General features: G+C 36.6%; 21 protein-coding genes. 3 read left to right on the forward strand and 18 right to left on the reverse strand.

Annotation, left to right across the window (positions count from 1 at the left end; all coding sequences use genetic code 11):
* Window positions 1-4: 4 nt before the first annotated feature.
* The 14 genes from E4T88_RS00610 to E4T88_RS00675 all read right to left on the reverse strand — a co-directional run bounded on the left by E4T88_RS00610 (window position 5) and on the right by E4T88_RS00675 (window position 9,056).
* Window positions 5-688: a hypothetical protein gene (locus tag E4T88_RS00610; protein ID WP_135103567.1), complete on the reverse strand. Its 684-nt coding sequence runs from the start codon at window positions 686-688 to the stop codon at window positions 5-7.
* A gap of 80 nt (window positions 689-768) precedes the next feature.
* Window positions 769-1,257: a hypothetical protein gene (locus E4T88_RS00615; protein ID WP_135103569.1), complete on the reverse strand. Its 489-nt coding sequence runs from the start codon at window positions 1,255-1,257 to the stop codon at window positions 769-771.
* A 12-nt stretch (window positions 1,258-1,269) separates the two neighbouring features.
* Window positions 1,270-1,650, reverse strand: a complete 381-nt coding sequence (locus E4T88_RS00620; protein WP_135103570.1) for a DUF3168 domain-containing protein — start codon at window positions 1,648-1,650, stop codon at window positions 1,270-1,272.
* Window positions 1,650-2,114: an HK97 gp10 family phage protein gene (locus tag E4T88_RS00625; protein WP_135103571.1), complete on the reverse strand. Its 465-nt coding sequence runs from the start codon at window positions 2,112-2,114 to the stop codon at window positions 1,650-1,652. Before E4T88_RS00625 ends, E4T88_RS00620 begins: the two co-directional genes overlap by 1 nt.
* Window positions 2,107-2,439 (reverse strand): phage head closure protein, encoded by a 333-nt coding sequence (locus E4T88_RS00630; protein WP_135103572.1) that lies wholly within the window; start codon window positions 2,437-2,439, stop codon window positions 2,107-2,109. Before E4T88_RS00630 ends, E4T88_RS00625 begins: the two co-directional genes overlap by 8 nt.
* Complete coding sequence (locus E4T88_RS00635) at window positions 2,436-2,741, reverse strand: head-tail connector protein (RefSeq protein ID WP_135103573.1); 306 nt, start codon at window positions 2,739-2,741, stop codon at window positions 2,436-2,438. Before E4T88_RS00635 ends, E4T88_RS00630 begins: the two co-directional genes overlap by 4 nt.
* Window positions 2,742-2,761: 20 nt before the next feature.
* On the reverse strand, window positions 2,762-3,994 hold the full coding sequence (locus tag E4T88_RS00640; RefSeq protein WP_135103574.1) for a phage major capsid protein: 1,233 nt from the start codon (window positions 3,992-3,994) through the stop codon (window positions 2,762-2,764).
* A gap of 4 nt (window positions 3,995-3,998) precedes the next feature.
* Window positions 3,999-4,586 (reverse strand): HK97 family phage prohead protease, encoded by a 588-nt coding sequence (locus E4T88_RS00645; RefSeq protein WP_135103575.1) that lies wholly within the window; start codon window positions 4,584-4,586, stop codon window positions 3,999-4,001.
* Between the two features lies 1 nt (window position 4,587).
* Complete coding sequence (locus E4T88_RS00650; RefSeq protein ID WP_135103576.1) at window positions 4,588-4,794, reverse strand: hypothetical protein; 207 nt, start codon at window positions 4,792-4,794, stop codon at window positions 4,588-4,590.
* A 47-nt stretch (window positions 4,795-4,841) separates the two neighbouring features.
* Entirely contained in the window at window positions 4,842-6,071 is a 1,230-nt protein-coding gene (locus E4T88_RS00655; RefSeq protein ID WP_135103577.1) for a phage portal protein, read from the reverse strand.
* A 38-nt stretch (window positions 6,072-6,109) separates the two neighbouring features.
* Window positions 6,110-7,723 (reverse strand): terminase large subunit, encoded by a 1,614-nt coding sequence (locus E4T88_RS00660; protein WP_135103578.1) that lies wholly within the window; start codon window positions 7,721-7,723, stop codon window positions 6,110-6,112.
* Window positions 7,720-8,097, reverse strand: coding sequence for a phage terminase small subunit P27 family (locus E4T88_RS00665; RefSeq protein WP_135103579.1), 378 nt, complete (start codon window positions 8,095-8,097; stop codon window positions 7,720-7,722). Before E4T88_RS00665 ends, E4T88_RS00660 begins: the two co-directional genes overlap by 4 nt.
* A 322-nt stretch (window positions 8,098-8,419) precedes the next feature.
* On the reverse strand, window positions 8,420-8,716 hold the full coding sequence (locus E4T88_RS00670; RefSeq protein WP_135103580.1) for an HNH endonuclease signature motif containing protein: 297 nt from the start codon (window positions 8,714-8,716) through the stop codon (window positions 8,420-8,422).
* Window positions 8,700-9,056 carry a hypothetical protein gene (locus E4T88_RS00675; RefSeq protein WP_135103581.1) on the reverse strand — a complete coding sequence of 119 codons (357 nt, stop codon included), beginning with the start codon at window positions 9,054-9,056 and terminating at the stop codon, window positions 8,700-8,702. The genes E4T88_RS00670 and E4T88_RS00675 overlap by 17 nt, the downstream gene beginning before the upstream one ends.
* A gap of 362 nt (window positions 9,057-9,418) precedes the next feature.
* Between E4T88_RS00675 and E4T88_RS00680 the strand changes: the two genes are divergently transcribed.
* Window positions 9,419-9,754 carry a hypothetical protein gene (locus E4T88_RS00680; RefSeq protein ID WP_135103582.1) on the forward strand — a complete coding sequence of 112 codons (336 nt, stop codon included), beginning with the start codon at window positions 9,419-9,421 and terminating at the stop codon, window positions 9,752-9,754.
* A gap of 66 nt (window positions 9,755-9,820) precedes the next feature.
* Window positions 9,821-10,546, forward strand: a complete 726-nt coding sequence (locus tag E4T88_RS18205; protein WP_228093645.1) for a hypothetical protein — start codon at window positions 9,821-9,823, stop codon at window positions 10,544-10,546.
* 295 nt (window positions 10,547-10,841) lie between these two features.
* Here E4T88_RS18205 and E4T88_RS00690 read toward each other — a convergent pair whose 3' ends face one another.
* The 4 genes from E4T88_RS00690 to E4T88_RS00705 all read right to left on the reverse strand — a co-directional run bounded on the left by E4T88_RS00690 (window position 10,842) and on the right by E4T88_RS00705 (window position 14,441).
* Window positions 10,842-12,131, reverse strand: coding sequence for a site-specific integrase (locus E4T88_RS00690; RefSeq protein WP_135103583.1), 1,290 nt, complete (start codon window positions 12,129-12,131; stop codon window positions 10,842-10,844).
* A gap of 260 nt (window positions 12,132-12,391) precedes the next feature.
* Complete coding sequence (locus E4T88_RS00695) at window positions 12,392-12,958, reverse strand: bactofilin family protein (RefSeq protein ID WP_135103584.1); 567 nt, start codon at window positions 12,956-12,958, stop codon at window positions 12,392-12,394.
* A gap of 36 nt (window positions 12,959-12,994) precedes the next feature.
* Window positions 12,995-14,017, reverse strand: coding sequence for a ParM/StbA family protein (locus tag E4T88_RS00700; protein ID WP_135103585.1), 1,023 nt, complete (start codon window positions 14,015-14,017; stop codon window positions 12,995-12,997).
* Between the two features lie 52 nt (window positions 14,018-14,069).
* Window positions 14,070-14,441 carry a bactofilin family protein gene (locus tag E4T88_RS00705; protein ID WP_135103586.1) on the reverse strand — a complete coding sequence of 124 codons (372 nt, stop codon included), beginning with the start codon at window positions 14,439-14,441 and terminating at the stop codon, window positions 14,070-14,072.
* Between the two features lie 645 nt (window positions 14,442-15,086).
* Between E4T88_RS00705 and fucI the strand changes: the two genes are divergently transcribed.
* A complete protein-coding gene (fucI, locus tag E4T88_RS00710; RefSeq protein WP_135103587.1) occupies window positions 15,087-16,874 on the forward strand; it encodes an L-fucose isomerase in 1,788 nt (595 codons plus the stop codon).
* Window positions 16,875-16,892 lie beyond the last annotated feature (18 nt).

The following is a 16,892-nucleotide window of genomic DNA, read 5'->3' on the forward strand; positions in this document are numbered from 1 at the left end:
TCGATTATTGTTTTAATAGTGAATCTCCGCTATTCATAAATCTTTCAAAATCTTCTTTTCCCTCTTCCAGTGCTTTTTCGGCAGATAGTTTCATGTCTTCTTGCTCCCATGAGAATGCTACAAGGTTTCTCGGAGACGGTATCGACTTGCTCAGATGTGGGGATATAGAAATATACGTCCATAGTCTTTCGGTTTCTAGTTTCTCCCTCGTTATATTCTCGTATGCATCTATGAATATCGATAGATCGCATATATCCATTTCATTAAGGGCGTAATTCACATCCAATCCTCGCATAATAATAACCGATACTATATCTTTTACATACACTTCATTACTTTGTTGTGTATTGTCCTCTTTAGGCGTGGTATTGCCTTTTGCAGGTTTTGTTTTTTGTTTGAATTGCGAGGAAATCGATATTTGTTTGGCGAAATCTGATATACAGAATAGCAGCTCTTTCTTATTGACAGCTGCTTTATATTGATCTAATGTCGTATTCATAGTTCCGCAAACATACAGCAGTGATATTATATCGTTCTCGTTGCTGTAATTGAGTGAAGAGAACGGCTTATCATTTAGCTGCTCCCATCTTATCATTGCTTTGACGGATAGTCTTACTCTTTTCTTTCCTCTAAATAACAGAAGAAAGAACCCTATTAACCGTCCTGTCAATTTTCTAAAACCAATCATACTTTATAATTATTTTTTCTCGGATACAAAAAAGGCGGGCCATCCAAAGACAGACCGCCCCGTTCAAACAATATTTTCACTTATCCTCCGGCAGGAACTCCCTCTACAGGTGTAAGTGCTCCCACTCCTTTAAGGGATGCGCTGCATGATGCTAACTCCCCGTTACTGGATTGTAGGTCTAGTTGGGTAAACATAGCTTTTCCTGTATAGTGCTTTTTAGTTAAATCCGGTTCATACTTTCCACCTGTGGTTGTGGCTTCGGTCTTCTTTGCTTCTCCAAAGTAGAAATCAACTGGTTCTCCACTAATTACCATATCCAACATAGCTGCATAGCTTAGCTGTCCCTCTGCCTTTGATAAAAGAGATTCACTGGATAGTGTAAAACTTTTATTTCCAGGGAAAGGTACATCCCAATCTCCCATCATTTTGTTAGATGCGTCTATTTCAGCAACGGCAAGTTGCATAGATGCTGATTTTGCAAATGCCAAAGGAAGATTGTTAAGGAACAAGAATAGCTGACCTCTAACTATATCCGTATTTGCGTCATGTTTTACTGGTGTTGTTGCCATAATTAATTAATTTTATTCAATTTCAAAAAGTAATACTTGTATATATTTTCCCGCTTCAAACTCCTCTTCTGAGTCTACTAGTTTTATATTTAGTTCGTGATCTTCCCAATAGCCCGACAGTCTATCATCTAATAGAAATGCAAGATGTTGCGATCTGTCATAGTCCTCTGATATTACATTGAAGAAAACTCTACATATCTGAGAAGAAATAGACATCTTATCATATTCTCTTGAGTATTCGTCTCTTCTATATATTACGAAATCTCCCTCCGTGTTATCCTCAGCTACCAAAGGGAATATTTTATCAGAGAGCATTTCTGTGATTCTATCATCTTCAAGCAATAGAGATCGCATGATAGTCGTTGCTTTAAATTTACTTTCAGCCGGCCCCATTATCTTCTATTTTTTATTTTATCAACTGCTCTCTCGACTCCTGAATACACTTCGTTAATAGCCTGATTTCCGTCTTGTGATTCCGTATCACTCCAGAATCTATTTGCAGGCATTACCCCTACATATTTTCGCCCTCTTGTCTTCCAGTATCGTTTACCTGTACCCATATCCACAAGATGTGCATGATTGCCCCCTCCTATAACCATGTTCTTATTGCTCCTCCGAAATCCGACTAATACTCCAAGTTTAAATCGTTTCGGTCTCACATGGAAACTTCTCAGTAGATTACCGGTTACACCTCCGGGCTTTTTCATTGCCGATCTAAGCCGTCTTTTCCCACCCGACTGTATTACGTTACCACCCGCTTTTAAGCCGTCTTTAATGGCCTTATCCTTCTCAAAGTCTTCCAGGCCATTAACCAGATACGTGATAGCTTCCCTATCTATTACTTTTACTTCAATCATTTATCTTTCTTAAAGTGATGAAATATGTATTTAGATCATATACAGGTCTGTCAAGTAGCTGTATCGAGTACTTTTCGCCGTTATATATTACACGTTGTTTGGTGTTTATTTTCGGGTTATACCTTACCTGAAAGACAAGAATGTTACCTATAAATTTTTCGGATGCGTTCACTCCATCTTTGTCTACAATGGCCGTTAGACGCCTTTTTGATGCTCTCGCTGTCAGTTTTTTCACCCAATTACCTTTACTGACAGCACCCGATGGAGACTTTATGTTTTCACATTCCTGAAACTCCAGTATATCCCGTAATAATCCCGCTCTCATTTTGAGTAATTTCTGTATAATCCTATAAGACGTTTGTAAACAGGTATCAGATTCATCGATGGGCCGAAGTTTATCGTTTCCCTATGCGCATAATAATCGCCTATTTGTAAACATATCGCATAGAGAAGAGGAGGGGGGATTTTACCTCCCTCGTCTTCTAAATCCTTTAAGTCCTCGCAAATTTCTTCCGATACTGTTTTTTCGGCAACTTCGATAAGCATAGCGATATACTCATCATCATCTGTAAAGTCGTCTTCAATTATCAGATGCTTTTTTGCGGTTTTAAGGTCTATATACGACATATCAAAGCTTGTAATGATTATTACTTCATGGACGCTACAGAGAATGACTCGCCCCGGATCTTACCCATATTCCAATAGGAGTTAACAATGATACGTACCATTGCTTTACCTGCTTGTGTGTAAGGATCTGTGATTATATCCAATGCTCCCCATTGACCTAGGAAGAAGTGAGCCCAGTTTCCGAAAACAGCTCCAAATTCGTCTTCGTTATCTCCTAGTTCTTTAGGCATATTATTTGTCCTAAGAGCACGGTATCCATTCAGCATACCAACACCTTCATTTCCAAAAATGAAACCTCCTGCACCCGATGTGTCTTTTACTTTGGTTTTTGCAGCTCCAACCAATGAAGGATGAAGTATATATGCCAGATTCCCAAATAATGCATTTTTCAGATCAGCTTCTGTTTCCAATTGCACTACATTCGGCCAACTCATCGCACCAAGAGATTGAACATCTCCTTGAAACAATCCATTAGGAACATTTGCCGTTGCAGCTGCTTTACTAAGAGCTGTGGCTTCCACTTTTTGGGCTAAAGCTTGCGCTAATAGGCTACGTACTATACCCTCTATTGAGCGATTCTCTTGAATTAAAAGCTGTTTAGAAATATCCACTACTGCTGTTAGCCTGTTAGGCTTAAATACAGTGCCTGCCGAAAAAGTACCGGCCCCATCTTGAGCTTCATCATTTTCGCCCTCCCAGTATACATTAACTCCTGAATGGGACGGCCAGGATATATCGCCGACTAATCCTGTAAGCATACGTACTCCTGCTTGTGCTAATACTAGATTTGATTCCAGTGGGAGTAATAGTTCCTGTTGTTCGTTGTCGACAACAACCCTTTTTGGAGACTCAGTTCCGGCTGTATATGCCGCCCTCATTTCTAAAGGAACAATTATCCCCCTAGGAGTCTGCAATCCTGCTCTACAATGAAGGCTTTTAGCCTCTTCCATTACACTAGCTTCCGAACCTCTTTGCTCTGTTTTGTCAACCTGGGCTAGGATCGCTCTCCTTAGAGAGAATTTTTCATTAGTCGGCTGTTCGTGAGGAGTTCCGGCGGCTCTGTTTTCTAATTCTTTTTCACGCAAGTCCATGTCGATAGAACGAATATCCATTTGGATCTCGTTATATTCTCTTTGCTCTACATCTGTAAATCCTCTAGATTCTGCTTTTGCTTGTGCAACAAGTGATTTACCTCTTGTTATTAGACCTGATCTTTCGTCTTTTAAATCGGTTGTACTCTTTTCTTTACCCATGATTTTAAATATTTAATTGATTTTCTAAGTTTTGCCAGTATTCTTTCATGGCTTGTTCCTGTTGATGGCGTAATTCTTCCTCAGCTTGATCTTTGCCTCTCAGATATACCGATGTAGCAGAATATGCAGCATTGTATACCGGAGACACATCGTATATTTTTTCTATCTTGCTTATAGATCTCTTCCATGTTCCATCAGATAGCTTTTCCCATCGATCTTTAGCTGCTGTAAACGCAAATGAGCTTGTATCTATCTCCCCACGTCTAAGATTTTCAAGCAACTCATCACCTAGTGCAGTTTTGGGGGCTTCGAATCTATATTTTAGCCCTATTTCATCAACAGAAAGATCCATAGACCCTTTTCCCTGCTTACAGCGGGCTAATATCCCTCTATTCTCGTAATGATTGAGATAAGCTATAACGTCACTTTTTTCAATCACTCCATCCAACGCACCCCGCTCAATCACTTCTACAAATCCAAGCCCTGTACTCGGAGTATCGAAGAGTAGAGCGTAACCCTCAACGGTACGTTTTTCCTCATCGGAAACAACCTGATAACTCGTACTTCTTACTTCTCTTTTATTATCTTCCATATCAGTTTATACCTAGTTCTTTTGAGTATTTTTCTTTCAATTCAGCTACATTTTGCACTTTAGAGCACCTGCCTTTACAGTATGGGCACATTTCTGTTATTACATCGTTTCTTTCCTGAAATACCCCATGACTTATGCAATGAAATGTTGTATATTTATCAATATCAACCATTGCTAGCATCATCTTTTCGACTTTACTTATTTTCATTTCAATAAGGGTTTTATTACTAAACCTTTTTTTTGTCTGACAAATCCCTATTTCTTTATATTTTTCTCTACTTCAGATGGATTTGTTTTTATTGCTTTCTCTAAAGGCTGAATATTTACCTGCACAAAAGCATTATCCCCATATTCAACTTTAGGGAGATTATTTTCTCTTCTAATCTCATTTGGCGTCATAGCTCCGATTTGGAACATCTGGTTTAGGTAAGTTCCTTGTGCTGATTTGTCGGCCCGTAGGAAACCTGAAGTATTGAATTCAGATTTTACCCTTCCTTTTTCCGATTTTTTAAATAATTTTCTATTTAACTCCAATTCTATTTTCGTTAGAATCGGTGCAGCTGTATCTGTCAAGAATGCTAACTGTGTGGCTTCTACCGTTGAATAGTTCGCCTCCCTTAAATCAAAAGCTTTAACCGGGGAAACCGAGAAGAATCTGCATATATCCACAACATTAAACTGCCTCGATTCTAATAATTGCGCATCTTTCGGATTTATGGTTAACGTTTGATACTTCATATTTCCTTCCAGAATAACAATACCATTAGGAGATCCGGTTGTTGGGTCAGTACGTCTTTTCCACTCTTCATAGTTTTGATTCTTTTGTTCTGCATTTACGCGAGCTCCATCTATTGTCAAAATACCTGCTGCGTTACCCCCTCCTTTAAAAAATCCCGCTGCATGAGCCTCCGAATCCGTCGCAATGCCTAGCGTTTGTCTAGCATGAGTCAACGTTGAGACGCCCACAATGCCATCATACGAGAAATTTAAGAAATGCAACATGTCTTTAGGTTCAACAAGCTCCTTAAATCCTACAACTTGATATCTTTTTCTCTTTATTCCGGAGTTATCCAGTATCCAGACTATATTTACTTGATGTGTTTGAAGGTATATCAATTGTATAGCGTTACCCCTGCTATCTCTCTCTATATAAGCATACGCATTACCTCTTAGTATAACTGAGGCTACCATCGTTTTAAAGAAAGTAAACCTCGTCATATCTTCGTTTGGTTCCTCATTCAACAAAGAATATACAGGATGATCGATATATGGACGCTTGAATCCGTCTGAATCTATGCTAAATGTTTCGAGCGGCAGCTGTGCCACAGCATCCGATATCACATCGACACAACGATACACTGTGCTTAACAACATGGCATTCTCCCTGCTACCCAGGAATAAAGAGTTCCCTGTATATCCGGAGGCAGTAACCTCGCTTATTTCTCTTTTTAGTGCCTTACGTATTTCAATTCCGAATATTTTCATACTATTCTTTTTGATTAAACCTTTTTTTTGTCTGACAATTAGAATGTAGCTGAATATCTCGGAGAATTTAGATATACCCCCAAAGCCATAAGTGAAGAGATAACACCGTCTATTTTCTTTTCTTCAAACTGCTTAGATGGCTTTGTGTTTCCATTTCTGTCTCTAGCCATAACTACGTTTCGAAAACAATGACGATTTATCTCATTATTGTCTACGATCATGGAACCCTTTAGTATTAAGCGTTCCATTTCTTTCGTCGGGCGGTTAAAGTTTCCTATTGTTTGACTTACAGGTTCCATAGGCAACCCGCAGTCAGTTGCATTTATTACAAATTGTGTTGCATTCCATGAGTCATAACCGATAGCTTTCAGATATAGCATTTTGTTGACATCCATTATATCGTTAAGTATGTAATCATAGTCTACAACATTACCAGGCGTTATAGTTATTAATCCTCGTCTTTTCCAGTCGGAGTATAATTCTTTAAATCTCTTCTCCTGTAATGCTGCTTGTGGTAGATAGTAATGTATTTTTACATAAAAAGCGTCTTGTGTGGGTATAAGAAATGCCGATGATGTCAAGTCGCTTGTAGAAGATAAGTCAACGCCCCCATATGCTTCCATCCCTTTAAAGTCTTCTAATTTCACATCTTTACTCGCATTCAGAATATAATGTTCCGGTATCCATACAGTCTCCGCATCACACCAGATGTTTAGATTCTTTGTTTTTACGTTTACCTCATCCGATGGAGTATTTATTGCTTTTGTGATTTCCTTTTTTATGTAATTTGGCTTAACTGTTATACCCAAATTTGGATTGCTCTTCAACCATACTTTCTCGTCTTTCCAATCATCCCCATGATCCAGACTGTATATTGCTACAAAAAAAGAATCGTCGTCTTTCAACTTCTTTAATATTTCCGTACCTGTAGTTCGTAATTGGTAACAAGGGCCTAGCTTATCGAATCCGGCTGTCGTGATAATTAATGCTAAAGGATTATCACGCATACCTTGCCCCGATTCCAAAACAGCTTTCATACTATTATTTTTAGCGGCATGATACTCATCCAAAATAAATGTTGAAGGGTTCGGACCATCTAGTTTTGTGGAGTCTGAGGCTAGAACCTTTAACCAGGAAAGAGTCTTGTCAAACTTTATTGTGTCACGTAATACGGTTAAGTGCTTTCCTTTTGGATCTAGTTTTTCTGCGAAATTAGAACATAAGGGCCAGGCTGATATTTTTACCTGATCTTTCGAGTTAGCAGCAAAATACACCTCAGCTCCGTTTTCGTCATCATTTATTAGTCCGTTTAGCCCTATTCCCGCACCTATTGCTGACTTTCCGTTTTTTCTGGAAACCTCTACATAGGCTGTTTGCACTAACCTGCTCCCATCCTCTTTTATATAAAATCCGTATATACTGGCTATAATAAACTCCTGCCAGGGTTCAAGAATAAAAGGTTTGCCTGAATGTTTTCCTTTGAAGTGAGTTAAATGTTGAAAGAATCTTAAAACTTCATGCACCTTGTCTTCCCTGAACTCATATTCGTCTTTCTCCATGAGCTCAAAGAAACGTTCGCAGGCTAATTTAATATATTCGCCTGCGACTATTTCCCCGGATAATACATCTTGTGCATATTTTATATAACTCATTTCTTACCATCAAAGAACTTATCCAATGAACTTTTTTCTTGTCCTTCCGTACTTACTGTTTTCATGCTTGTACGAGATTTTATAGTCAATCCGTATTCTGTCATGATCTTCATTACTTGTGCATAGTTTTTTGTAGCTATAGTTTGCGCCGGATGTGGAATTATATCCCCATATTTATTTTTAGTCAGGGGGCCATCCTTTAATAATTTTGCTCCTGCTTGAAAATACATCTCATAACTAACCGTCAGCATATTTAATGCTCCCAGATCTATGTCCTGTATAGTCCCTTTATTATTCAACTCCTTTAAAACATCTCTTATGAACTTGGAAGTTTCGGGACTTACGTTTTTGGGTATTCTAAATTTTACAGCCATAACACAACATGTTTTTTAGTTAAACCTTTATTTTGTCTGACATAATATTTTAACAATTCCAAATTTTCAAAAAAATACCGTGTGTGTGAAGTCGTTTGGGGTGAGGTTTCGGAGGTCGATTCCTTCAAAAAAAAGACCCATACCCCTACCACATGGTTGCAAATGCAACCATATTCTTAAAAATAGTTGCTATTGAAATATTAATTTGATAAATTCGGTAGGGAGGAGATAAACATAACTAAAAACGAAAGGGCTCGTCTCACGACGAACCCTAACGAAAATAAATATGAATTTCAAATATAATATGAACAATATATATTCTTTAATTATGTTTCTTTTGGTGACACTTCTTACATAAGCTTTGAAGGTTATCGAAATCGTAAGCTAAACGTATCCTTTCTTGAATGTCCTCTGTACTCATGAATGATACCTTATGATGGATATCTTCAGCTTTGACAATCTTACCCACTTTTAAGCACTCCTCACACAGCGGATCACATGTTAATTTCCATGCTCTTAGGCGTCTCCACTTCTCTGAATTATAGATCTTGCGCCTATCAGAGTCATAGCTGTTACCCTTATTCTCTTGTCGCCTCTGTGGCTTATATATTGTCGGCATATCTTGCACTCATGATATTATCTGGCGTAACATCTACCAATCTTTCAAGCTTTGACTCCTGTATTATCTGATATTGAACCATTCTATATCTGTATTTGAAATGTTTTAATAGTTCTTGTTCCGATAGATCAAAAGCTTTTCTATCTTGGATAACATACAGAATAGCCTCATGGAATATATCTTCAAATGACATAGAACTAAACCTTCCGTATTTACCTTTATTCAAATCCTTATTTAATGAGTCATAGTTCTTTGCTATAATACCCGCTACTCTTGATGAGTATGGCTTTTCACTATGACGTCTTCTCCGTGTCGGGTACAACTGTACGTTTGATTTCATTTAATGATCTCTTTAACAATATTCTAACCATAGTCGAAAAACTCACTTCATGTGTAAGGCATAACTCCTTTAGCTCATCACGTATACCTTGATCTAATCTAACAGTCACTCTATCCTCCTTCATAGTCAAACTTTTATACAGACAAATATAATATTATTATTTAGAAAGTATTCTAAATAGAGTGTCAATTTATTTAGAATACTTTCTAAATAACAAAGTTTAATATTCTAACTGCCAAAAATGCATATTTACATTAAATTAATTAAATAAAAGTTTGCACAAAGCAAACTTTTATTTATCTTTGTAGTGTAGTTAATGAATTACTAATCGCAGGTAAGACTGCTTAAAAATCAAACGTTCTATGAAATATTTAATCGATGCGATAATGGATATCGCAAAAGAGAATCCAGACGGATTTACAATCGAGTTATCAACACTCTTAAAAGTTGAAAAAGGCTTTTCGATTGCCTACAAAGAAACTCAAAATTGTTTCGGCGTTGATGGTTTAGAGATCGTTATCGAACACGCCAAAAGACACGGCAATGTAGTTGGCGGATGGCTAAACGAGGATAACAATTTATTTTATTTTGACAGTGTAAAGATTTTAGAAGACGAACGAGAGGCTATAAGACTAGGAATTGAAAACGAACAAATTGCAATCTTTGATTTAACAAACTTGCGATTAATCAAACTTTAAAAGGTAGGGGAGCAATCCCCTCCTTACTTCCAGTAATTAGTAAATTAACTTTTAATGCTTATAATTATGAATGCTAGTGAATTAATACAAGGTAAATCATATTCATATCAAATAAATAGCGATGAGTCTATAAATGTTAGGTATCTTGATTTTGATGGTTATTGGTATAATTTCCAGAAAGACAATGGCAATATCTCATGCGTAAATCAATATAATCTACATAGAGTTACCGACTTAATCGCTTTAAATAAAGATAGCAATATAAAAACAATTGATATCTTTACAGAGTCTTTATATCAGATTAAAAGTACAACCAGGAATATGAGAGGTATAGATTTATTACCAATAGACGACGAAAGAAAAGCCAGGCTTAAAGAGTTTGCATTGCAATATAAAAAGTTTGCACGGATAATAGTTGAAGTTATATCCGTAACAAATAGTAGAATCATTGTAAGAGTAGAGCAAAAAGAGGCTATCAATGATACGTTTCTTTCTAAAAAAGAGTTAGAGGAAAGAGTTAGAGATATGTTTAAAGGCGAAATACCTGAAAAGTATAAACTTACGATCTCAGCTGTTGACTTTGACAGGCGGGATATCGAGGCTATTAACATTGAATCCATAGTCAAAAAAATGGAAAAGCTTAACCTCAAACAAAAGGATTTATGCGCTCATTTGGGGATTGATAAGTCTTCTCTTAGCCTGACTATTGGCGAACAAAGAGAGCTCACAAAATGGCAAAAGGCTTGCTTTTACTATTTCTTTAAATATTACGAACAAAGTAACTTTAAATAATAAATAAAATACTAATATGGAAAAATACATGGTACAGGATCTGTTTACAGGCAACTATTTAACAATTTCGGGTGATGGTAATAATTATATTTTCGTGAACAAGCCAGATAATTATAGAGATTTTTTAAGACTATGTTATTTCATGAACTATCAAGATGCTGAATATGTTATATTGAATAAAATAAAGGATCTACCTGTCTTACCCACTATTATTAAGGTTTTTGTTTAAATAAAACAAGGTCTAATCAAATCTATTTCATAAATAAAAAAGCGAGCTAAAAACACTCGCTTTTTTTTATTTTGCTATCATTCTATTAAAGAATGGATGTAGTTGTAGTTTCTTTGCATTCTCACTCTCTGATATCTTTATATATGTCATGAATGCTTTCTCCGTTTTATGCCCCGTTATCTTCATTATCTGAATGGGTGGTACGCCTGCTAAAAATGCATTGGTAGCGAAAGATCGGCGGGCGGTATGTGCTGATACCAGGTCGGCTTTTTTCTCGGTCTTCGAAGTCCTTAAAACACCTTTTGTTTCATTAACCAGAACGACGTCGTCTATCTTTGCCGCAATACATACTTCTTTTATATATTTATTAAACTTCTGGTTAGATATTACTTTCGGTAAATTATAGTCATACTTCTCTAATATTGCTTTGACATAAGTGTGTAATGGAATTACTACAGGAGTGAGAGTCTTTTGTGTTAATATCTCTATATTTTCTTTTTGAATATTATCTCTTGTAAGGCGAGAGAAGTCTGAAAAACGGAGACCGGTATATGATGCTATTAAAAACCAATCACGCACATTTTCAAGTCGGCTATCTCTCGATAGATCATGTTTATATAATTTATCTAGTTCTTTCTCCGTTAGGTAAATAGCCTTAGTATCCTCTTTCGGTTTTGTAAATAGCTTCTTTTTGAAGTCTAAATTATTATGGAGTCCTCTCTCATAGGACTCGTTCATAAATGTTTTTATATCTCTTATTCTTGTGCCTATAGTATTCGGTGCAAATTTCTTATCTTGAAGAAACTGTATAAAGCTATTATGAAAGTCAATATCTACTTTATCGAATAGTAATTTAGTTTTCTTTTTCTCTTCATATTCCCTTAAAGCTTTTAAGGTTGTTTTGTAATTTTTTTTGGTTCCCGGCTTCTTATTGGACGTTTCAATAAAAAATTCTATAAATGATATAAGATCTTTAGAGTTTGATTTATTCGTCTGATCTTTATATGCCTTAAACACTTCATCTAGTTTCTCTTTTATTGAATCATTATTTAATTCTACACCCTTAATTCGTAAATCACGCACTATTTCTTTTGTCTTATCTTCAATCTTTTGTAATAAAATGTTTATTTCTCTATTTTCAGGGTATTTATTCGTCACTCGTACTCTGCATTTGGATTTTTCCCAAAATTCAACCTTTACGGACTCACTTATATAATATTTCAAGTACACAGTTTTTCGATACTCTTCTCCAGTCGTATTATTGATCGCTTTTCTAAATGCGCCATAGTACACACACATGAATATAGGAGAAATAGTTTTATCTTTATACTTTAAATTGAATCTTACTGACACCATAGTTATTATTTTTATCGCAGAACAAATATAATATATCTTTTATTGGGGGAGGTTGTCAGGGCGGTTATATTTTACAAAGATATGCAAATATTTGCGCTTCTATTTTCTTTTAATTTATTAAATGTATTCATACATAGTATATTGATATGCACACTCACGCATATTTATTGTATATATGTAATCCCTCCGGGGTCACATTTTATTTAAAAATAAAGCTTGTAAAGAATTCTTTACAAGCTTTTGTTTTATGATTATAAGCGTTACCACCAATTATCACTTTCATCCAGGGGCTTTGTTTCAATTTTTCTGTCTTGGATTATCGGGCTTTTTTGCTCTTTATTTGGTGGGTTGTTGAAAGCTCTTGAATCCTTTTGGGGAATTTCTTCTTCTATTTTGGAGAAAGGATCTACAGAGATCGTTGTTCCTTCTTTTTCAAGATAGTTTTTTGCTTCTGCAATCTTTATATTTAATATAGGAACTTCCAGTAGAGGATCTAATACAACTTCACCATTAACAACGCAACCCGCATTTATGACAGCTGCCTTGGCTGTGATTGTACCTTCTATAACCGCTGTCGGGCCAAGTTCTAAACTCTCTGCACAAATGATATTACCTGTTACTTTGCCGTCAATGATGCAACCTGTGGTCGTTACACTACCGGTAATGTGAGCATTAATATCAACATTCAGAGTGTCTTCTACATAGAAATTTTTCTCTTGTCCTTCGGTTAGGTATAGTGAGCCTAATACAATTACGTCTCGTCCCAATTCTACGATTCTGACAGGTTGAGGTTCGATCTCATCAATTTTTCGCTTAAAGAGAAACATTCCTGATCTTTATAAAGTAATATTCTATACTATTATTTATTCTCCCGAAAAGTTAGCTACTACAGTAGTGGCATTTCCTATATCTATACCTACAGATGATTTGAATTTGCCATGTCCTACGCGTAACGAGTTAATTGCATAACCTTTACTTGCTAATGTTTCCGGATTATCTAAAACTGTTATTTCTGTGAATTTGCCGAATTCCTCCTTAAAGCAATCGATAAGCTCTTCATAATACATAGCACCTCCACACATATATATACGGTTGGCTTTAACCAGGTTGGAGTCATTAATAACACTGCGTAAGTTTGGGGATATCACTTCTTGATAATATGTTTGAATAACACTTTTACGTATTTCTCTTAAATCAATATTTTGACGATTCAAGAAAATATATCCACGTTTGAATGCTTCATCAATTTGATGTGTATTTCTAAGCTCCAAATAATATTTGCTCTTCAGTTCATTTATCATCAGATTTACAGCATAACGAATTCCATGCGTACTGATCATTGTTTGTTCAATAATACCCGAATCTGTACTGAGGATAGATTCAAATGTTCCAAACCCACAACTGAATACAAAGAAATTTCCCGAAACCTGAGGTTCACCTTTACGTATTCCGATTGTACATCCTACAATTTCAGGAATCACTTCAACCTTCTGTACTTCTAATATTACTCTTTTCTTATTCCCCGCATTGTGTGTTGAAATGTCATAATCGAGCATATGAGTGCGTTGGAAAAATTCTATGGCTTTGTCTTTATAAATATAATAAGTAGAATAAGGAAAACCTGTGGTGATTGTTATCGGTTGCTCCACTTGATTTTCTACTAACAACATAGCTGCTTTAGCTAATATCTGATAGTCTATATCATCCGGTGATGAGTTTATTAACTTATGAGGAGATTGACCTTCATTCAGGGCAAGGTCTCCACAGATATACCATTTATTATTATGTTGAATTTTCAAGCCGTGAAGCAAATCCTTCGCTGTTTGTGACAGATTTGTATTATTATTTTCAACTAAGCTGGGAAAAGATTGGATTTCATAAACCATAGCGATAAAATATTAGATTCGTTAATAATTATGGGGATAAATAAACTTTATTTTATGAAAGAAGAGGTTTCATAGCGATGAGTCCTTCGTATGTTGCGCCATGCTCTAATGTGAATATTTGCGCATTAAGTTTTCCCACTATTCTACCCGTACTTTTTATGGAGATAGATTCGGTTACGCATATATTACCTTCGATACGACCGAATACAACTAGATTTTTTGCATGAATATTTCCTCGAACTATACCTGTTGTACCAATTACAACAGTATGAGCCTGTTTTATATCTCCTACTATAGTCCCTTCCACGCGTATGTGATGCGTTTCTTCTACAGATCCATAGAGCACAAAACTTTTACAAATTATTGTAGGCGTTTGAGAGGAAAGATCAAACGAGTCTTGCCTAAAATCCTCCTTTTTAGCCATAGTCAATTACGTTAACAATATTTATATAGTCACATTTGTACAGAAATCCGGGCAATTCCTTAAAAACGAATTGTTGTTTACAAATATATATGAAAAGTAATATTAATCATTAAGAATTGTATATAAAATTTATTTTCATATGCAATTAATTCTCTTTGAAATGTATAAAGGATATGATTTTGTTGTGGTAAATGATCTGATAATTAACTGTATATGCTTGTTGATTTGTGCCAATTAATATAATAAGGGCTGGAAATAGAGTCTAAAAAACGAAATAAAAACTGTCTGATGTCGAAATAGTACTATTCATTCATCGGAAAAATGAAAGCTTGTTGAATATCTAAAATATATATTTGGAGTTGTAAGTCGTTGTAATAGAGTGGATGCTGGCCGAATAGAAAAAAGCTCATTCTAATTAACTTTTTATCTGATATTTCTTTAATGTTAGATTCAATGTCTTTGAATTTAATTCCTTAAGATATAATTATAGTATCACCACCCCTATTTATAATAGTAAGGACATGGAAACCGGTGGTAAGCTTGTAACAATTAAAAATCTAATTCAATCAAAGAAAACACAATCTCCTGTTTATTTATTGAATATAAAACCAAAATATAGTAATTAACCATTAATATCTAAAATATATGGCTGGGAAAAGATTTCAAGGTGAATGGCCTAAAATCGGTATTCGTCCTACTATCGATGGACGCATGGGCGGGGTGCGAGAGTCTCTTGAGAACCAAACAATGAATATGGCAAAAAGTGTGGTAGACTTGTTAACCTCTACTTTACGCTATCCCGACGGGTCGCCTGTTCAGTGTGTTATTGCAGATTCCACAATTGGTCGTGTAGCAGAGAGTGCAGCCTGTGCCGAGAAGTTTCGTAGAGAGGGAGTGGGGATAACTATTTCTGTTACTCCGTGCTGGTGTTACGGTAGCGAAACGATGGATATGGAGCCGCATACAATTAAAGCTGTTTGGGGATTTAATGGTACGGAACGTCCCGGAGCAGTCTATCTGGCTGCAGTTCTTGCCGGACATGCACAGAAAGGATTACCTGCCTTTGGTATCTATGGACATGATGTTCAGGATGGAGGTACTACCGAAATACCTGGCGATGTAAGACAGAAGTTGTTACGTTTTGCTAAAGCTGCATTGGCTGTAGCAACTATGCGAGGTAAATCTTATCTTTCCATCGGTTCGGTGTGTATGGGTATTGCCGGTTCGGTAGTTAACACCGATTTTTTTGAAGATTATTTAGGTATGCGTTGCGAGAGTGTAGACGAGGTAGAAATTATTCGCCGCATGACAGAAGGGATATATGATAAAGAAGAATATGAAAAAGCCTTAGCTTGGGCGAAGACCTACTGTAAAGAAGGGCAAGATACGATAAACCGGGACGATTTGAAAAAAGATCGTGCGGCAAATGATAAGGATTGGGAATTCATTGTGAAAATGACATTGATTGTTCGTGATCTGATGATAGGCAATCCTAAACTGAAAGAAATGGGATTCGGAGAAGAGGCCTTAGGGCATAATGCTCTTGCCGCAGGCTTTCAGGGACAACGCCAATGGACAGATTTCTATCCTAACGGCGATTTTACAGAAGCTATCCTCAATTCCTCTTTCGATTGGACAGGTATTCGCGCACCATATATATTAGCTACAGAAAATGATTCGCTGAATGGTACGGCAATGATGTTTGGTTATCTTTTGACAAATACCGCTCAGATCTTTGCGGATGTGCGTACTTATTGGAGTCCTGAGGCTGTAGAACGAGTGACAGGGAAAAAGTTAGAAGGTTTAGCTTCGGGTGGTATGATTCATCTCATAAATTCCGGTGCTGCGTCTCTGGATGGGAGTGGTCGCCAAAGCGATGAGGCAGGGAAACCTGTAATGAAACCTTTTTGGGATATTTCACAAGCCGAAGCCAAGTCGTGTTTAGATGCTACTACATGGATGCCTGCCAACCGTGAGTATTTCCGTGGAGGAGGTTTTTCTTCTAAATTTCTTACTCGTGGTGGAATGCCATGTACCATGGTTCGCCTAAACCTTATAAAAGGACTGGGCCCGGTCTTGCAAATAGCCGAAGGGTGGACTGTAGATCTAGATCCGGATGTGCATAAAATTTTAGATGAGCGTACAGATAAAGGATGGCCTACCACATGGTTTGTTCCTCGCCTGACCGATGATCCTAATTTTAAAGATGTATATTCCGTGATGAACAACTGGGGAGCCAATCATGGTTCTATCAGCAGTGGACATATCGGAGCCGATCTCATAACGTTGGCTTCTATGCTTCGTATCCCTGTTTGCATGCATAATGTATCTTCGGATGATATTTATCGCCCCGCCGCATGGTCTGCTTTCGGGATGGATAAAGAAGGAGCCGATTATCGAGCTTGTCAGATTTATGGTCCTCTTTATAAATAGTTTTTTGTACCTTCGATA

Origin of the sequence: Dysgonomonas mossii (genome assembly GCF_004569505.1) — a bacterium.
In the GTDB taxonomy this organism is placed as follows: Bacteria; Bacteroidota; Bacteroidia; order Bacteroidales; family Dysgonomonadaceae; genus Dysgonomonas.

Excerpts from the sequence above, each read along its gene's own strand:
- E4T88_RS00610 (WP_135103567.1), bottom strand. The coding sequence starts at position 688 with ATGATTGGTTTTAGAAAATTGACAGGACGGTTAATAGGGTTCTTTCTT.
- E4T88_RS00615 (WP_135103569.1), bottom strand. The coding sequence starts at position 1,257 with ATGGCAACAACACCAGTAAAACATGACGCAAATACGGATATAGTTAGA.
- E4T88_RS00620 (WP_135103570.1), bottom strand. The coding sequence starts at position 1,650 with ATGGGGCCGGCTGAAAGTAAATTTAAAGCAACGACTATCATGCGATCT.
- E4T88_RS00625 (WP_135103571.1), bottom strand. The coding sequence starts at position 2,114 with ATGATTGAAGTAAAAGTAATAGATAGGGAAGCTATCACGTATCTGGTT.
- E4T88_RS00630 (WP_135103572.1), bottom strand. The coding sequence starts at position 2,439 with ATGAGAGCGGGATTATTACGGGATATACTGGAGTTTCAGGAATGTGAA.
- E4T88_RS00635 (WP_135103573.1), bottom strand. The coding sequence starts at position 2,741 with ATGTCGTATATAGACCTTAAAACCGCAAAAAAGCATCTGATAATTGAA.
- E4T88_RS00640 (WP_135103574.1), bottom strand. The coding sequence starts at position 3,994 with ATGGGTAAAGAAAAGAGTACAACCGATTTAAAAGACGAAAGATCAGGT.
- E4T88_RS00645 (WP_135103575.1), bottom strand. The coding sequence starts at position 4,586 with ATGGAAGATAATAAAAGAGAAGTAAGAAGTACGAGTTATCAGGTTGTT.
- E4T88_RS00650 (WP_135103576.1), bottom strand. The coding sequence starts at position 4,794 with ATGAAAATAAGTAAAGTCGAAAAGATGATGCTAGCAATGGTTGATATT.
- E4T88_RS00655 (WP_135103577.1), bottom strand. The coding sequence starts at position 6,071 with ATGAAAATATTCGGAATTGAAATACGTAAGGCACTAAAAAGAGAAATA.
- E4T88_RS00660 (WP_135103578.1), bottom strand. The coding sequence starts at position 7,723 with ATGAGTTATATAAAATATGCACAAGATGTATTATCCGGGGAAATAGTC.
- E4T88_RS00665 (WP_135103579.1), bottom strand. The coding sequence starts at position 8,097 with ATGGCTGTAAAATTTAGAATACCCAAAAACGTAAGTCCCGAAACTTCC.
- E4T88_RS00670 (WP_135103580.1), bottom strand. The coding sequence starts at position 8,716 with ATGCCGACAATATATAAGCCACAGAGGCGACAAGAGAATAAGGGTAAC.
- E4T88_RS00675 (WP_135103581.1), bottom strand. The coding sequence starts at position 9,056 with ATGAAATCAAACGTACAGTTGTACCCGACACGGAGAAGACGTCATAGT.
- E4T88_RS00680 (WP_135103582.1), top strand. The coding sequence starts at position 9,419 with ATGAAATATTTAATCGATGCGATAATGGATATCGCAAAAGAGAATCCA.
- E4T88_RS18205 (WP_228093645.1), top strand. The coding sequence starts at position 9,821 with ATGAATGCTAGTGAATTAATACAAGGTAAATCATATTCATATCAAATA.
- E4T88_RS00690 (WP_135103583.1), bottom strand. The coding sequence starts at position 12,131 with ATGGTGTCAGTAAGATTCAATTTAAAGTATAAAGATAAAACTATTTCT.
- E4T88_RS00695 (WP_135103584.1), bottom strand. The coding sequence starts at position 12,958 with ATGTTTCTCTTTAAGCGAAAAATTGATGAGATCGAACCTCAACCTGTC.
- E4T88_RS00700 (WP_135103585.1), bottom strand. The coding sequence starts at position 14,017 with ATGGTTTATGAAATCCAATCTTTTCCCAGCTTAGTTGAAAATAATAAT.
- E4T88_RS00705 (WP_135103586.1), bottom strand. The coding sequence starts at position 14,441 with ATGGCTAAAAAGGAGGATTTTAGGCAAGACTCGTTTGATCTTTCCTCT.
- fucI (WP_135103587.1), top strand. The coding sequence starts at position 15,087 with ATGGCTGGGAAAAGATTTCAAGGTGAATGGCCTAAAATCGGTATTCGT.